Origin of the sequence: Parabacteroides acidifaciens (genome assembly GCF_003363715.1) — a bacterium.
Taxonomy (GTDB): Bacteria; Bacteroidota; Bacteroidia; order Bacteroidales; family Tannerellaceae; genus Parabacteroides; species Parabacteroides acidifaciens.
The window spans coordinates 14,362-29,174 of the sequence record NZ_QREV01000003.1; the positions used below are offsets into that span (position 1 = coordinate 14,362).

Below are 14,813 nucleotides of genomic sequence, written 5' to 3' on the forward strand. Positions count from 1 at the left end.
AATTATTTAAAGTATAAGTTTATGTCATTTATAGCAGACAGAGTAGTGATGGACGGGTTGACATTCGACGATGTATTGTTGATTCCGGCCTATTCGGAAGTACTTCCCCGTAATGTCGATCTGACTACGAAGTTTTCCCGTAACATCTCTTTGAATATCCCGATGGTTTCGGCTGCGATGGATACGGTTACCGAAGCGAAGATGGCGATTGCCATTGCCCGCGAAGGCGGTATCGGTGTTATTCATAAGAATATGACGATTGCCGAACAGGCAAAGCAGGTTCAGAGTGTGAAACGGGCCGAGAACGGCATGATCTATGATCCCGTTACCATCACAAGAGGCAAGACCGTTGGGGATGCTTTGGGGATGATGAAGGAGTATAAGATCGGAGGGATTCCTGTGGTGGATGAAGCCGGTTGCCTGGTCGGGATCGTGACGAACCGTGACTTGCGGTTCGAAAGAGACATGAACCGTTCGATCGACGAGGTGATGACAAGGGAGAACCTGATTGTAGCGGACCAGTCGACAGACCTGGAAGCGGCAGCCAGCATCCTGCAGCAGCACAAGATTGAGAAACTGCCGGTAGTGGACCACCATAATAAACTGGTCGGCCTGATTACCTATAAAGATATAACGAGGGCAAAAGACAAACCGACCGCTTGCAAGGATTCAAAAGGCCGTTTGCGTGTAGCTGCCGGTGTCGGCGTTACGTTCAACACGTTTGAACGGGTTGCCGCTTTGGTGGAAGCCGGTGCGGATGCGCTGGTGATCGATACGGCCCACGGGCACTCCAAAGGGGTTGTCGACGTGTTGAAGCAGATCAAAGCCCAATATTCGCAAATCGACTGTGTCGTGGGAAACATAGCGACAGGCGATGCGGCCCGGTATCTGGTGGAAGCCGGGGCGGATGCCGTAAAAGTCGGGATCGGTCCGGGTTCTATCTGTACGACCCGTGTGATTGCAGGTGTCGGTGTGCCCCAGCTGTCAGCCATCTATGAGGTGGCAAAGGCGTTGAAGGATACGGAAGTCCCGTTGATTGCAGACGGAGGCTTGCGCTATTCCGGTGATATCGTGAAAGCGATTGCCGCCGGCGGCTCGTCGGTCATGATGGGTTCGTTGTTGGCCGGTGTGGAAGAGTCGCCGGGTGAGACGATCATCTTCAACGGGCGTAAGTTCAAGTCTTATCGTGGCATGGGTTCGCTGGAAGCCATGCAGAAAGGTTCGAAAGACCGCTATTTCCAGGATGTGGAAGACGATGTGAAGAAGCTGGTTCCCGAAGGTATTGCCGCGCGTGTGCCGTACAAAGGCTCGCTGTATGAGGTGATCTACCAGATGGTAGGCGGTCTGCGTGCAGGGATGGGGTATTGCGGAGCACACAATATCGACGAACTGCATTCGGCCCGGTTTACCCGTATCACGAATGCCGGTGTGCTGGAAAGCCATCCGCATGATGTGGCGATTACGCAGGAAGCGCCGAATTACAGCCGTGGAGAATAAGAAAGTCATATGACCTGTATTATAAAAAACACTAATTTAATTGGATAGCATACTTTTCTTGCCTGCTCTCCGTTAGATTAGTGTTATTTTTGTAATGTATATCGTGATATGATAAAAGGAGGATTAATGAAGAAGTTACTTGTATTATCTTTGGTATTCGCTTGTATGACAGGACATGCCCAGATCCCGGCCGATTCAGTTGTGATGACGGTTGCCGGAAAGCAGATCCCGTTGGATGAATTTATTTTTATTGCACAAAAGAATAGCGAAGTTAATTTGTCAGACCAGAAGTCCGTGAATGCCTATGTGGAGTTGTTTAAGAACTTCAAGCTGAAAGTGGCGGAAGCGGAAGAACAGGGTCTGGACAAGACAAAGGCGTTCAAAGACGAATTGGACGGCTATCGCGCTCAGTTGACTTCGAGTTATTTGTCGGATAAAGAAGGTGAAGAGGCTGCAGTGCATGCCGTGTACGATCGCTATGGCGAGGTGCTCGAATTAAGTCACATCTTATTCCGCTTGCCGGCGCGTACCTTGTCGAAAGATACGGTTGCCGTTTATCAGAAAGCGATGCAGGCTTACGAGCGCATTCAGAAAGGGGAGGACTTTGCCGCTGTAGGTGAGGAACTGAAAGAAGCCGACAAAGAAAATGTCGGTTATGAGTATGTCCATTGCCTGCTGCCGATGCAGACGGTCAAAGCCTTTGAGAATGTCGCCTATTCCATGCCGGTAGGGGCTATATCCAAGCCGGTGCGTACGACGATGGGTTTCCATCTGATAAAGATACATAGCCGTAAGCCGAATCCCGGTCTGGTGCGTGTGGCGCATATCCTGATCCCGTTTCCGGCGGACTCGGTGAAGCAGGATGAAGCAGAGGTGTTGGCGCGTGCGGAAGAAGTTTACCGGAAAGCAAAAGAAGGAGCCGACTTTGCCGAGTTGGCAAAAGAATATTCATCGGATACCGGCTCTGCCAAAAGGGGTGGCGAACTGCCCGCTTTCGGTGTCGGCGAGATGGTAGAACCGTTTGAAGCGGCTGCTTTTGCATTGAATACGCCGGGGGAATTGTCCCGTCCGGTGAAAACGCGTTTCGGCTATCATATCATTAAGTTGATCGAGAAGAAAGGAATGCCTACTTTCGATGAAAAGAAAAAAGGTTGGTCACGCCAGATGGCACAGGGCGAACGCAACTTTGAATATTACGGTGCCTTTGACGAACGGATGAAGAAAGAGTACGGATATAAATTCTATCCCGAAGCCTATGCGGAATTGCAGGCGCTTTGCAATGACTATTTCCCGTCCGATCCGGCTTTCTACGAGAAGGCGAAGGATATGAACAAGACATTGTTCCATCTTAACGGTACGGATTTCCCGCAGAGCGAGTTCGCTTATTACATCCAGCGTTGCCCGTTCTCCACAAAATCCTATGCCGGAGATTTTATGCAGGAAGTGTACGATCTTTTCATCCGTGATATCGTAACGACAGCAGAGCGTAAGAACCTGACGACAAAGCATCCTGAATTTAACCTGTTGATGCAGGAATACCGGGATGGCATCCTGTTGTTTGATATTAGCAATAAGGAAGTCTGGAACAAGCCTATGAACGAGCAGGCTCAGGCAGAAGCCGCTTGGATCGAGCGTTTGAACCAGAAATATCCGGTGACGGTAAACAAGAAATTGCTGAAGAAGATCGATAAAAAGATAAAGAAATAATAAAGAGAAAGTTATATGAGATATTGCTTCATTTTTATAGCATTCGTATCTTTGCTGTGTTCTTGCAAGAAGACACAGTCTTCCGATGATGCGGATGTACTGGTAAGAGTGAAGGACCGGGTTCTCGAGCGTTCGGAGGTCAAAAAGCAGATCCCGCGCGGACTCTCGTCGGCTGACAGCCTGTTGCTTGGCGAAAGCCTGGAAAAGAAATGGGTGAAAGACGCTTTGGTTTACGAGGTGGCACAGCGTAACCTGGATGGAAAAGATAAAGAAGAAGTGGACAAGCTGGTGGAGGAATACCGCCATTCGCTGATCCGCTACCGCTATCAGGAACAACTGGTAAGGGAAAGGCTTTCATCCGAGTTCCAGGAAAGCGACAAGTTGAGCTATTACGAAGAGAACCAGAAAAAGTTTGTATTGGACAAGGCTTTGGTGAAAGGCTTGTTCCTGAAAATCCCGGTGGACGCCCCCGGGCTTTCTGATGTAAAAGGATGGTATAGATCGACATCTGAGGCTTCTTTAGAAAAAATTGAGAAGTATAGTGTGCAGAATGCCAGTATTTATGACTACTTTTACGACAAATGGGTGGACTTCGACCAGGTGATGGATAATATTCCTGTCCGGGTGTCGAACGCAAACGACTTCCTGAAGGCGAATAAATTTGTGGAAGCGACCGATAGTACGTATTGCTATCTGTTGAATATCAAAGAGTATTTGCCCGTAGGTAGTGTGGCTCCCTACGATTACGCCAGTCCGCAGATTGTGGAGATGCTGACTAATTTGCGTAAGGTGGAGTTTTTGAGGAAATTTGAAGAAGAATTATATAATGATGCAGTCAGGCGAGGTGATGTTCAGTTTTACACGGAACCCTGATTGGTAACTTATTTATAAATAGTACATGATGAAAAAGATTTTAACAGTATTCATTCTTGCCTGCTTATCCTGTGTTGTTTATGCACAGGATAATGTGATTGATGAGATAGTGTGGGTGGTAGGAGATGATGCAATTCTGCGTTCGGATGTGGAAAGCCAGCGTTTGTACTTACAGAACGAGGGGCAGCGTCTGGATGGAGACCCCTATTGTGTGATTCCGGAACAGATGGCCATCCAGAAATTGTATCTGAACCAGGCAAAGATCGATAGTGTGGAAGTAAGTGAAAGCCAGGTGATCCAGGAAGCGGACCGTTGGGTGAACTATGCGATCAACCAGAGTGGTTCAAGAGAAAAGTTAGAGGAGTATTTCAATAAAAGGATTTCCGAAATAAAGGAAGAAAAAAAGGAACAGCTTATGGAGCAGCAAACGGTGCAGCAGATGCAGCGCCAGCTGATCGGTGAGATTAAGCTGACTCCTTCCGAAGTCCGTAAATATTACAGCCAACTGTCTAAGGACAGCTTGCCTAATATCCCGACAACAGTGGAAGTGCAGGTTATCACAATGGAGCCGAAGATTCCGTTCGAAGAAACAGATGCTATCAAGGCTCGTTTGCGCCAGTACACGGAAGATATCAATAGTGGAAAATATGAGTTTTCGACATTGGCGCGTTTGTATTCCGAAGATCCCGGATCGGCTGCCCGTGGTGGCGAGTTGGGCTTTATGAGTAAGATGGACTTGTTACCGGAGTATGCCAATGTCGCTTTCAATTTGAACGATCCGAAAAAGATTTCCCAGATTGTACAGACTGAATATGGTTTTCATATTATCCAGTTGATCGAAAAGCGTGGCGACCGTATCAACAGCCGCCATATCCTGTTGAAGCCGAAAGTGTCGGATAAGGAGTTGAACGAATGTTTGACCCGTATGGATTCACTGTACGCAGATTTGACTGCAAAGAAATTTACATTCGAAGAAGCGGCAACCTTTATCTCTGCCGATAAGGATACAAGAAACAACAAAGGTTTGATGGTAAACCCGAAATTTGAAAGCAACAATCACGGAACGCCGAAGTTTGAGATGTCCGAACTGCCGCAGGAAATTGGTAAGATGGTTTATACCATGCAGGTTGGCGAAATCTCCAAACCTTTTACGATGATAAACGACAAGCAGAAAGAAGTGGTTGCTATCGTAAAGTTGAAATCCAGAGTAGAGCAGCATAAGGCAAATATCTCGGACGACTATCAGGCTTTGAAGGCAATCGTCGAAGCTCGGAAGCGTGAAGAATTGTTGAATAACTGGATTGTTAAGAAGCAGAAAAGTACATATGTACGCATCAGTGAAGGCTGGCGTAATTGTGACTTCAAGTTCCCTGGCTGGGTTAAAGAATGAAGACGGTAAAGAAATTTGTTTTCACATCTCTGTTTTTTCTCTGTACGGTTTGCGCTTTTGCACAGACCCAGGATACCACTGTCATCTCTGCACAAAATATAACAGTTGCTCCGCCGGACAGTTTGTTGGCCGGCGATAGTTTGCAGGTTGCAGATAGCTTGCTTGTAGCTGATACCGTTCCGGTAAAGAAGACAAAAATTTATTTGGAACATACGAATACGCTGTCGTTTGACAAGGATATCATGCCCGATGCGCAAATCCTGAACGGGGATGTCTGTTTCCGGCACGACAGTTCGTATATGTATTGCGACAGCGCTTACTTTTTTGAGCAGGCCAATTCGCTCGAAGCATTCAGTAATGTTAGGATGGAGCAGGGAGACACCTTGTTCGTCTATGGCGATTACCTGTTTTATGACGGTAATACGCAAATTGCCTACCTGCGCGAGAATGTCCGGATGGAGAACGGGGAGGTGACGCTTTTTACGGACAGTCTCAACTATGAGCGTATTCCAAATATCGGTTATTATTTCGAGGGAGGGATGATTGTCGATTCCCTCAATCAGCTTACCTCTTTCTACGGGCAATATTCTCCGGATACGAAACTGGCTATCTTTAATGACAGTGTGCAACTCGAGAATCCCGATTTCACGTTGTACTCCGATACTTTGAATTACGATACAGAATCGAAGATCGCAACTATCTTGGGACCGTCTGTCATTGTTTCGGACAGCGGTACGATCCATACTTCGCGCGGTTGGTATGATACGCAAAACAATACCTCCCTTTTGCTTGACCGTTCGCAGGTGGAGTCGGGTGAAAAGATACTGATCGGTGACTCCATCTTCTATAACCGGGATTCGGGTATGGGGGAAGTTTACGGCAATATGGTCCTGGTCGATACGGCGCAACATGTGACCCTGGAAGGCAATTACGGCTATTATAACGAACAGACTGACTACGCATTTGCGACCGACAGTGCCCGTTTCCTCGAATATTCGCAAGGTGATACGCTTTTCCTGCATGCCGATACCCTGCAGATGATAACAGTCGACTCGGCCTACCGGGAGATTAAAGCCTATTACGGCGTCCGCTTCTACCGGACCGATATGCAGGGAGTTTGTGACTCCATGCAGTTTAATACGCGTGACTCTGTATTATATATGTACACGGAACCAGTTATCTGGAACGAACAATACCAGTTGTACGGCGATACGATTGCCATTTATATGAATGACAGTACGATCGAGTACGCCCACGTGATTCAGTTCGCTTTCGCCGCCCAGCATGTCGATTCGACTTATTATAACCAGCTGAAAGGGAACGACCTGAAAGCCTATTTCGAAGGGCAGGCACTCAGCCGGATCGATGTGGCGGGAAATGCCGAGTCTATTTTTTATCCTTTGGAAAAGGACGGGGCAAAGGTGGGCATGAATCAAACGAAGAGCGGTTTCCTGACTATTTGGGTGAAAGAAAACAAGCTGGACCGATTGAAGCTCTGGCCGCAGGTGACAGCCGATATGACGCCGATCCCGGACTTGAGGCCCGATCAGAAAATGCTGAAAGATTTCTACTGGTTCGATTATCTGCGTCCGAAGGATAAGTATGATATTTACCAGGTGGTGAAAAGAAAAGCGGCAGAGTCACCCAAGAGAAGCAATAAATTTGTACATTAGCACAATATTTATAAACAATAAAAGACTATGGCGTTATTCTCATTTTATAATGTACGGAAACCTCGCCAATTCGAGCACAAACCGATCTATTGGGATCCTCATAAAGAGGCGATGGAAGATCGTATCCGCAAGGTGAAGCGAGAGATTGGGATGGACGGTGAACTGTCGATCGACGATTACAAAGCTGAGATCAAAGGCAGTTTTGTCGAAGGAACTTCCCATTTGAAAAAGAGCCGCGACAATGGACATGATTCCCGTAGTCGTACCTATAAGAATGTAAAACTGTTATTGGCCGTCGCTATTTTAGTCGGCATATTCTGGTATTTGTTCATGTAATGAGCGATATAATACATTTACTTCCCGACAGTATTGCCAATCAGATAGCGGCAGGCGAGGTGATCCAACGTCCTGCCTCTGTTGTGAAGGAACTGGTGGAGAATGCGGTTGATGCCGGTGCCGGACATATTCAGGTGAATATCAAGGATGCCGGCCGTACATTGGTCCAGGTGATCGATGACGGGAAAGGTATGTCCGAAACGGATGCCCGCATGGCTTTCGAGCGGCATGCAACGTCTAAGATTTCTTCTGCCGACGATCTATTCTCTTTGCATACGATGGGTTTTCGCGGTGAGGCGCTTGCTTCGATCGTGGCTGTCTCGCAGGTTGAGCTTCGTACGCGCCTGAAGGGAACGGAGCTGGGTTCGCATCTTGTCTTTTCCGGTTCCAACCTGGAAAGTATCGAGCCGGATGCCTGTAACGAGGGGAGTATATTTTCTGTCAAGAATCTTTTCTTTAATGTCCCGGCACGTCGCAAGTTCCTGAAATCGAACGAGACGGAGTTCCGGAATATCATCAATGAATTTGAACGGATTGCCTTGGTGAATCCGCAGGTTGCCTTGTCTCTCTATCATAACGATACGGAGATTTTCAACCTGCCGGAGTCCGGCTTGAGGCAACGTATTATTAATGTATATGGCAAGACGCTGAACCAAAAGCTGCTTTCGGTGGATGCCCAAAGTTCATTAGTTACGGTTTCCGGCTTTGTCGGCCGTCCCGATTCGGCCAAGAAACGCGGAGCTTTGCAATATTTCTTTGTGAACGGACGCTTCATGAAGCACCCGTATTTCCACAAAGCCGTGATGCAGGCCTATGAACAATTGATCCCGCAAGGCGAACAGCCAAACTATTTTATCTATTTCACGCTCGATCCCTCCACGATAGATGTGAATATACATCCGACCAAAACGGAGATCAAGTTTGAAAACGAACAACCGATCTGGCAAATCCTGATGGCGGCAACCCGCGAAGCGCTGGCCAAATCGAGCGCTATCCCTACAATCGACTTCGATGTGGAGGGCGCTATCGACATCCCGGTCTATAATCCTGTCAAGGAGACTGCCTCTTATAAAGCTCCCCGCGTGCAGGTGGATGCAGGCTATAATCCATTTGAATCCTCCTCCTATAAGAAACCGGAGTTCGACTGGTCCAAGCTCTATCAGGATTTTGAGGAAGACCGTTCTGCTGTCAGCCAGGACCCGGCTTTGACGGATGCCTTGCTGCCAGACCTATCAGAACCTGTGGCCGATGTCGGTGAAGCGGCTGCGGCGGACTCTTCTACAGGTCTGTTTAATGATGTGTCTAATCCCTGCTATCAGTATAAAGGGAAATATATCGTCACATCGTTGAAGTCCGGTCTGGCTCTGATCGATCAACATCGTGCCCATGTCCGCATCCTCTTCGACCAATATATCACGAATATACGGCAGCAGAAAGGCGCCTCCCAACAGATGCTTTTCCCGGAAGTAGTGGAGTTTACGACTGCCGAAGCGGCTGTTTTGCCGTCTTTGTTGGATGATATGCACTTCATCGGTTTTGAGTTGACCCATCTGGGGAACAACAGTTATGCCATCAACGGCATGCCTGCCGGTATCGAGAATCTGGATACGGTAGCTCTGGTGCGCGACATGGTTAGCCGCGCCATTGAAACAGGCTGTGAGGTACATGAGGAAATTTGTGAATCGCTGGCACTTTCCCTGGCAAAAGCCGCAGCTATCCGCCCCGGCAAAGTCCTTTCCGCCGAAGAAATGGATAACCTGATCGCCACTCTTTTCTCCTGTCCGGATTCTAACTTGACTCCCGACGGCAAGACGATCATCTCGCTATTGACGGATGATGAGTTGGAAAGACGCTTCAAGTAATTATTGATATAGGACTCATTATATGGACTGCAGTCCGTTTGCGATTCGATGGGCATCGGCTGCAACTTCGATGGGCATCGGCTGCAACTTCGATGGGCATCGAATCGCAAACGCTAAAGGAGCGGAAACTTAACGAATGTCTCCTTCTTGATGAAATAATTGTTAATTATCTGTAAATGGATAAAAGGTTGGTCTTGTGATACGGGAACAAATGCGTAACTTTGCACCGTTTTTAGCGCGAAGTGTATAATAAAGTGGACTTAAATGATTGATAGTCCGAAAAGAATGCGTACCTTTGCAGCTCAAAATAAAGAAATAGATAATTATAATAATAACACATTCAAAGTTTAAAAAAGAAAAGAAATGCCTACAATTCAGCAATTAGTTAGAAAAGGAAGGGAAACTTTGGTGGAAAAGGGTAAATCACCCGCATTGGATTCATGTCCGCAGAGACGTGGCGTTTGCGTTCGTGTTTACACTACAACTCCGAAGAAACCTAACTCTGCAATGCGTAAAGTAGCGAGAGTACGTTTGACAAATGGAAAAGAAGTAAACTCTTACATTCCGGGAGAAGGACACAACTTGCAGGAACACTCAATCGTACTGGTACGTGGTGGTCGTGTGAAAGACCTTCCTGGTGTACGTTATCACATTGTACGTGGAACCTTGGATACTGCAGGCGTAAACGGACGTACTCAGAGACGTTCCAAATACGGCGCTAAACGCCCGAAACCGGGACAGGCAGCTGCTGCAGCTAAAGGAAAGAAGAAGTAATTAGTTACATCCCTTCAAACTGAGAATTTAAATTTAAGTATTAAAGCTGGTTTGAGTTATTTGGATAGGCTATAGGTTGAGTAAATGGTTCAGCGGAACCGTTGAAGACGCATAAAAGGCAACCAAGAAACAAGAACGAAATTTTTGAAAACAAAATGAGAAAAGCAAAACCAAAGAAAAGACAGATCCTTCCGGATCCTGTTTTCGGTGATGTTAAGGTTACGAGATTCGTTAACCATTTGATGTATGACGGCAAGAAAAATACTGCCTTCGAAATTTTCTATTCCGCTTTGGAAACAGTTAAGGCCAAATTGCCTAACGAAGAAAAGTCCGCTCTCGAAATTTGGAAAGCTGCACTCGACAATATTACTCCTCAAGTCGAAGTGAAATCCCGCCGTGTTGGTGGTGCTACTTTCCAGGTACCTACTGAAATCCGCCCCGATCGTAAAGAATCAATTTCAATGAAGAACCTGATCATCTTCTCACGCAAGAGAGGTGGTAAGACTATGGCTGACAAGCTGTCTGCAGAGATTGTAGATGCTTTCAACAATCAAGGTGGCGCGTTTAAAAGAAAAGAAGATATGCACCGTATGGCTGAAGCTAACCGTGCATTCGCTCACTTCAGATTTTAATTTATCAATTATTTAGGAGATAATAAAAAAGATGGCAACAAAAGCTGACGAACAATTAAAGTATACCAGAAACATCGGTATCATGGCGCACATCGATGCAGGAAAGACTACGACTTCAGAGCGTATCCTTTTCTACACAGGTCTGACTCACAAGATTGGTGAAGTTCACGACGGTGCTGCAACAATGGACTGGATGGAACAGGAGCAGGAACGCGGTATCACAATTACCTCTGCTGCAACTACGACTTTCTGGAACTACGCTAATGATAAATATAAGATTAACTTGATTGACACTCCGGGACACGTTGACTTCACTGTCGAAGTAGAACGTTCATTGCGTATCCTGGATGGTGCTGTTGCTGCTTTCTGTGCTGTAGGTGGTGTTGAACCGCAGTCTGAAACAGTATGGCGTCAAGCTGATAAATATAACGTACCCAGAATTGGTTATGTAAATAAAATGGACCGTTCCGGCGCAAACTTCTTCGAAGTAGTTCGTCAGGTAAAGGATGTTTTAGGTGCTAATCCTTGTCCGATTCAGATACCTATCGGCGCAGAGGAAACTTTCAAAGGGGTTGTAGACCTGGTTAGAATGAAAGCTATTTTCTGGCATGACGAAACAATGGGTGCTGAATATTCTGTTGAAGAAATTCCGGCAAACCTGATGGCTGAAGCTGAAGAATGGAGAGACAAGATGCTTGAAGTTCTGGCTGAATGCGATGATGCTTTGATGGAAAAGTATTTTGACGATCCTTCTACTATCACAGAAGAAGAAATCAGAACTGCTATCCGTAAAGGTACATTGGCTATGCAGATCAACCCGATGATCTGTGGTTCTTCTTTCAAGAACAAGGGTGTTCAGACTTTGCTGGATGCTGTTTGTGCATATCTGCCGAGCCCTGCCGATACAGAAGCTATCGAAGGTACAGATCCGCGTGATCCGGATAAAGTGATCGTTCGCAAACCGTTGTTTGAAGAACCGTTGACCGCGTTGGCATTTAAGATCGCAACCGACCCGTATGTAGGCCGCTTGTGCTTCTTCCGTGTGTATTCAGGTTCTTTGCAGGCTGGTTCTTATGTGTATAACACTCGTTCAGACAAGAAAGAACGTATTTCACGTCTGTTCCAGATGCACTCAAACAAACAGAACCCGATGGAAGCTATCGGTTGCGGTGATATCGGTGCCGGTGTTGGTTTCAAGGATATCCGTACTGGTGATACTCTTTGTGACGAAGCACATCCGATCACACTGGAATCAATGGAATTCCCGGATCCGGTTATCGGTATCGCAGTAGAGCCTAAGACTCAGAAAGACCTGGATAAGCTGGGTATGGGATTGGCTAAGCTGGCTGAAGAAGACCCGACGTTCCGCGTACAGACTAACGAAGAAACTGGCCAGACAGTAATCAGCGGTATGGGTGAGCTTCACCTGGATATCATTGTTGACCGTCTGCGTCGTGAATTCAAGGTTGAATGTAACCAGGGTAAACCTCAGGTTACTTACAAGGAAGCTATCACCAAGTCTGTTGAACTTCGCGAAGTTTATAAGAAACAGTCCGGTGGTCGTGGTAAGTTTGCCGATATCATCGTTCGTATCGAACCGGCTGACGAAAGCTTTGAAGGTACACTGCAGTTTATCGACGAAGTGAAGGGTGGTAACATTCCGAAGGAATTTATCCCGTCTGTTCAGAAAGGTTTCGAAAAGGCAATGAAGAACGGTATCTTGGCCGGTTATCCGTTGGATAAACTGAAAGTTACTTTGATCGATGGTTCTTTCCACCCGGTAGACTCTGACCAGTTGTCATTCGAAATTTGTGCTATCCAGGCATTCAAGAGTGCTTCTGAAAAGGCAGGTCCTGCTTTGATGGAACCGATCATGCAGATGGAAGTTGTGACTCCGGAAGAAAGCATGGGTGATGTAATCGGCGACTTGAACAAACGTCGTGGACAGGTTGAAGGTATGGAATCAAGCCGTACCGGTGCACGTGTAGTGAAAGCGAAAGTTCCTTTGGCTGAAACATTCGGTTATGTAACAGCATTGCGTACTATCACTTCAGGTCGTGCAACTTCTTCAATGCAGTTCTCACACTATGCTCAGGTATCTTCTTCTATCGCTAAGCAGGTATTGACAGAAGTACAGGGTCGTGCTGATTTGATCAAATAATTTAGAAACATATATATAAATATGAGCCAAAAGATCAGAATTAAATTAAAGTCTTACGATTATTCTCTGGTAGACAAGTCTGCCGAGAAGATCGTGAAGACGGTTAAGGCTACCGGTGCAGTTGTTAGCGGCCCGATACCTCTGCCTACGCACAAGCGTATCTTTACTGTGAACCGCTCGACTTTCGTTAACAAAAAGTCTCGTGAGCAGTTCGAACTCTCTTCTTATAAGAGATTAATCGATATCTATAGCTCGACTGCAAAAACAGTTGACGCTTTGATGAAGCTGGAATTGCCCAGCGGTGTTGAAGTAGAAATTAAAGTGTAAGTTTATTAACAAATTAGTGAAATGCCAGGATTATTAGGAAAAAAAATCGGAATGACATCCGTTTTCAGTGCCGAGGGAAAAAATCTTCCATGCACTGTTATCGAAGTGGGTCCTTGTGTAGTTACACAGATTAAGACTTTGGAAAAAGATGGCTATGAAGCTGTACAGTTGGGTTTCGAAGAGAAAAAAGAGAAACACACTACGCAGCCTGAAATGGGCCACTTTAAAAAAGCTGGTGTAACTCCCAAGAGATACTTGGCCGAGTTCAAGAATTTTGAAACCGAATATAAGCTCGGTGATGTAATCACTGTAGATTATTTGGAAGATGCAGGTTTCGTTGATGTAGTTGGTACATCAAAAGGTAAAGGTTTCCAGGGTGTAGTAAAACGTCATGGTTTCGGTGGTGTAGGTCAGACTACTCACGGTCAGCATAACCGTTTGCGTGCTCCCGGTGGTATCGGTGCCTGTTCTTACCCTGCAAAGGTATTCAAAGGTATGCGTATGGCCGGCCAAATGGGTAATGAACGTGTAACTGTTCAGAACCTGCAAGTGATCAAGGTGATGCCGGAACACAATCTTTTATTGGTTAAAGGATCTGTTCCAGGAGCAAAAGGTTCAATCTTATTAATTGAAAAGTAATGGAACTGAGCGTATTAAATATTAAAGGTGAAGATACCGGAAGAAAGGTAACATTGAACGATGCTATCTTTGGAATTGAACCCAATGATCATGCTATTTACTTGGATGTAAAACAGTATTTGGCTAATCAGCGTCAGGGAACTCACAAATCGAAAGAAAGAAGTGAAGTTTCCGGTAGTACTCGTAAACTGATCCGCCAGAAGGGTGGTGGTGGAGCTCGTCGTGGTGACATCAACTCTCCGGTGTTGGTAGGTGGTGGCCGTGTATTCGGTCCGAAACCCAGAGATTATGAGTTCAAATTGAACAAGAAAGTGAAGGGTCTGGCTCGTAAGTCTGCCTTGGCTTATAAAGCAAAGAATAACGCAATCGTAGTAGTAGAAGATTTCACTTTGGAAGCTCCTAAGACTAAAGAATTCGTAACAATTGCTAAGAATCTGAAAGTGGCTGACGGAAAGTTACTTTTGGTTTTATCAGAGAAAAATAATTTCGTATATTTGTCGGCCAGAAATTTAGAGAAGGCAAATGTTATAACAGCTTCTGAATTAAATACATACGGAGTGTTAAATGCTGCAAATGTTGTATTTACCGAAAGTTCAGTCGCTGCTATTGAAAAACTGTTTAACGCATAAGGAGTAGAAAAATGGGAATTATTATTAAACCTATAGTAACTGAGAAGCAAACAGCGATTACAGAAAAGATGGCTAATCGCTATGGTTTTCGTGTTTCTCCTGATGCCAACAAGTTAGAGATTAAAAAAGCCATTGAAGACATGTACAATGTTACCGTAGTTGATGTTAATACCATCAACTACTCAGGCAAACAGAAAAGTCGTTATACCAAATCCGGTATTATCAATGGCAAACAATCAGCTTTCAAAAAAGCTATCGTAACGTTGAAAGAAGGAGAAACAATTGATTTCTTTAGTAATATCTAAAAAAAGAA

At 45.8% G+C, this 14,813-nt stretch carries 14 protein-coding genes; all 14 read left to right on the forward strand.

Annotated elements, in window-relative coordinates; translation table 11 throughout:
• Positions 1-21 precede the first annotated feature (21 nt).
• Positions 22-1,497 (forward strand): IMP dehydrogenase, encoded by a 1,476-nt coding sequence (guaB, locus tag DWU89_RS01745; RefSeq protein WP_115497977.1) that lies wholly within the window; start codon positions 22-24, stop codon positions 1,495-1,497.
• Positions 1,498-1,605: 108 nt separating this feature from the next.
• Positions 1,606-3,204: a peptidylprolyl isomerase gene (locus tag DWU89_RS01750; protein ID WP_115497978.1), complete on the forward strand. Its 1,599-nt coding sequence runs from the start codon at positions 1,606-1,608 to the stop codon at positions 3,202-3,204.
• 15 nt (positions 3,205-3,219) lie between these two features.
• A complete protein-coding gene (locus DWU89_RS01755; protein WP_115497979.1) occupies positions 3,220-4,077 on the forward strand; it encodes a peptidyl-prolyl cis-trans isomerase in 858 nt (285 codons plus the stop codon).
• A gap of 25 nt (positions 4,078-4,102) precedes the next feature.
• A complete protein-coding gene (locus tag DWU89_RS01760) occupies positions 4,103-5,467 on the forward strand; it encodes a peptidylprolyl isomerase (RefSeq protein WP_115497980.1) in 1,365 nt (454 codons plus the stop codon).
• Entirely contained in the window at positions 5,464-7,140 is a 1,677-nt protein-coding gene (locus tag DWU89_RS01765) for an OstA-like protein (RefSeq protein ID WP_115497981.1), read from the forward strand. The genes DWU89_RS01760 and DWU89_RS01765 overlap by 4 nt, the downstream gene beginning before the upstream one ends.
• Positions 7,141-7,167: 27 nt before the next feature.
• Positions 7,168-7,476 carry a hypothetical protein gene (locus DWU89_RS01770; RefSeq protein WP_115497982.1) on the forward strand — a complete coding sequence of 103 codons (309 nt, stop codon included), beginning with the start codon at positions 7,168-7,170 and terminating at the stop codon, positions 7,474-7,476.
• Positions 7,476-9,338 (forward strand): DNA mismatch repair endonuclease MutL, encoded by a 1,863-nt coding sequence (mutL, locus tag DWU89_RS01775; protein ID WP_115497983.1) that lies wholly within the window; start codon positions 7,476-7,478, stop codon positions 9,336-9,338. The genes DWU89_RS01770 and mutL overlap by 1 nt, the downstream gene beginning before the upstream one ends.
• A gap of 363 nt (positions 9,339-9,701) precedes the next feature.
• Positions 9,702-10,112, forward strand: a complete 411-nt coding sequence (gene rpsL / locus DWU89_RS01780) for a 30S ribosomal protein S12 (RefSeq protein ID WP_005634721.1) — start codon at positions 9,702-9,704, stop codon at positions 10,110-10,112.
• Positions 10,113-10,267: 155 nt separating this feature from the next.
• Positions 10,268-10,744 (forward strand): 30S ribosomal protein S7, encoded by a 477-nt coding sequence (rpsG, locus tag DWU89_RS01785; protein WP_008149961.1) that lies wholly within the window; start codon positions 10,268-10,270, stop codon positions 10,742-10,744.
• Between the two features lie 31 nt (positions 10,745-10,775).
• Complete coding sequence (fusA, locus tag DWU89_RS01790) at positions 10,776-12,905, forward strand: elongation factor G (RefSeq protein ID WP_115497984.1); 2,130 nt, start codon at positions 10,776-10,778, stop codon at positions 12,903-12,905.
• Between the two features lie 21 nt (positions 12,906-12,926).
• Positions 12,927-13,232: a 30S ribosomal protein S10 gene (gene rpsJ / locus DWU89_RS01795; protein ID WP_005634728.1), complete on the forward strand. Its 306-nt coding sequence runs from the start codon at positions 12,927-12,929 to the stop codon at positions 13,230-13,232.
• 21 nt (positions 13,233-13,253) lie between these two features.
• Entirely contained in the window at positions 13,254-13,871 is a 618-nt protein-coding gene (rplC, locus tag DWU89_RS01800; RefSeq protein ID WP_005634730.1) for a 50S ribosomal protein L3, read from the forward strand.
• On the forward strand, positions 13,871-14,500 hold the full coding sequence (rplD, locus tag DWU89_RS01805) for a 50S ribosomal protein L4 (RefSeq protein ID WP_115497985.1): 630 nt from the start codon (positions 13,871-13,873) through the stop codon (positions 14,498-14,500). The genes rplC and rplD overlap by 1 nt, the downstream gene beginning before the upstream one ends.
• A gap of 11 nt (positions 14,501-14,511) precedes the next feature.
• A complete protein-coding gene (gene rplW, locus DWU89_RS01810) occupies positions 14,512-14,805 on the forward strand; it encodes a 50S ribosomal protein L23 (RefSeq protein ID WP_115497986.1) in 294 nt (97 codons plus the stop codon).
• Positions 14,806-14,813 lie beyond the last annotated feature (8 nt).

Bases quoted from the DNA above. Each gene is read 5' to 3' on its own strand.
- DWU89_RS01755 (WP_115497979.1), top strand. From the start codon at position 3,220: ATGAGATATTGCTTCATTTTTATAGCATTCGTATCTTTGCTGTGTTCT.
- rplW (WP_115497986.1), top strand. From the start codon at position 14,512: ATGGGAATTATTATTAAACCTATAGTAACTGAGAAGCAAACAGCGATT.
- rplC (WP_005634730.1), top strand. From the start codon at position 13,254: ATGCCAGGATTATTAGGAAAAAAAATCGGAATGACATCCGTTTTCAGT.
- rpsG (WP_008149961.1), top strand. From the start codon at position 10,268: ATGAGAAAAGCAAAACCAAAGAAAAGACAGATCCTTCCGGATCCTGTT.
- DWU89_RS01765 (WP_115497981.1), top strand. From the start codon at position 5,464: ATGAAGACGGTAAAGAAATTTGTTTTCACATCTCTGTTTTTTCTCTGT.
- DWU89_RS01770 (WP_115497982.1), top strand. From the start codon at position 7,168: ATGGCGTTATTCTCATTTTATAATGTACGGAAACCTCGCCAATTCGAG.
- guaB (WP_115497977.1), top strand. From the start codon at position 22: ATGTCATTTATAGCAGACAGAGTAGTGATGGACGGGTTGACATTCGAC.
- rpsL (WP_005634721.1), top strand. From the start codon at position 9,702: ATGCCTACAATTCAGCAATTAGTTAGAAAAGGAAGGGAAACTTTGGTG.
- fusA (WP_115497984.1), top strand. From the start codon at position 10,776: ATGGCAACAAAAGCTGACGAACAATTAAAGTATACCAGAAACATCGGT.
- mutL (WP_115497983.1), top strand. From the start codon at position 7,476: ATGAGCGATATAATACATTTACTTCCCGACAGTATTGCCAATCAGATA.
- DWU89_RS01760 (WP_115497980.1), top strand. From the start codon at position 4,103: ATGATGAAAAAGATTTTAACAGTATTCATTCTTGCCTGCTTATCCTGT.
- rpsJ (WP_005634728.1), top strand. From the start codon at position 12,927: ATGAGCCAAAAGATCAGAATTAAATTAAAGTCTTACGATTATTCTCTG.
- DWU89_RS01750 (WP_115497978.1), top strand. From the start codon at position 1,606: ATGATAAAAGGAGGATTAATGAAGAAGTTACTTGTATTATCTTTGGTA.
- rplD (WP_115497985.1), top strand. From the start codon at position 13,871: ATGGAACTGAGCGTATTAAATATTAAAGGTGAAGATACCGGAAGAAAG.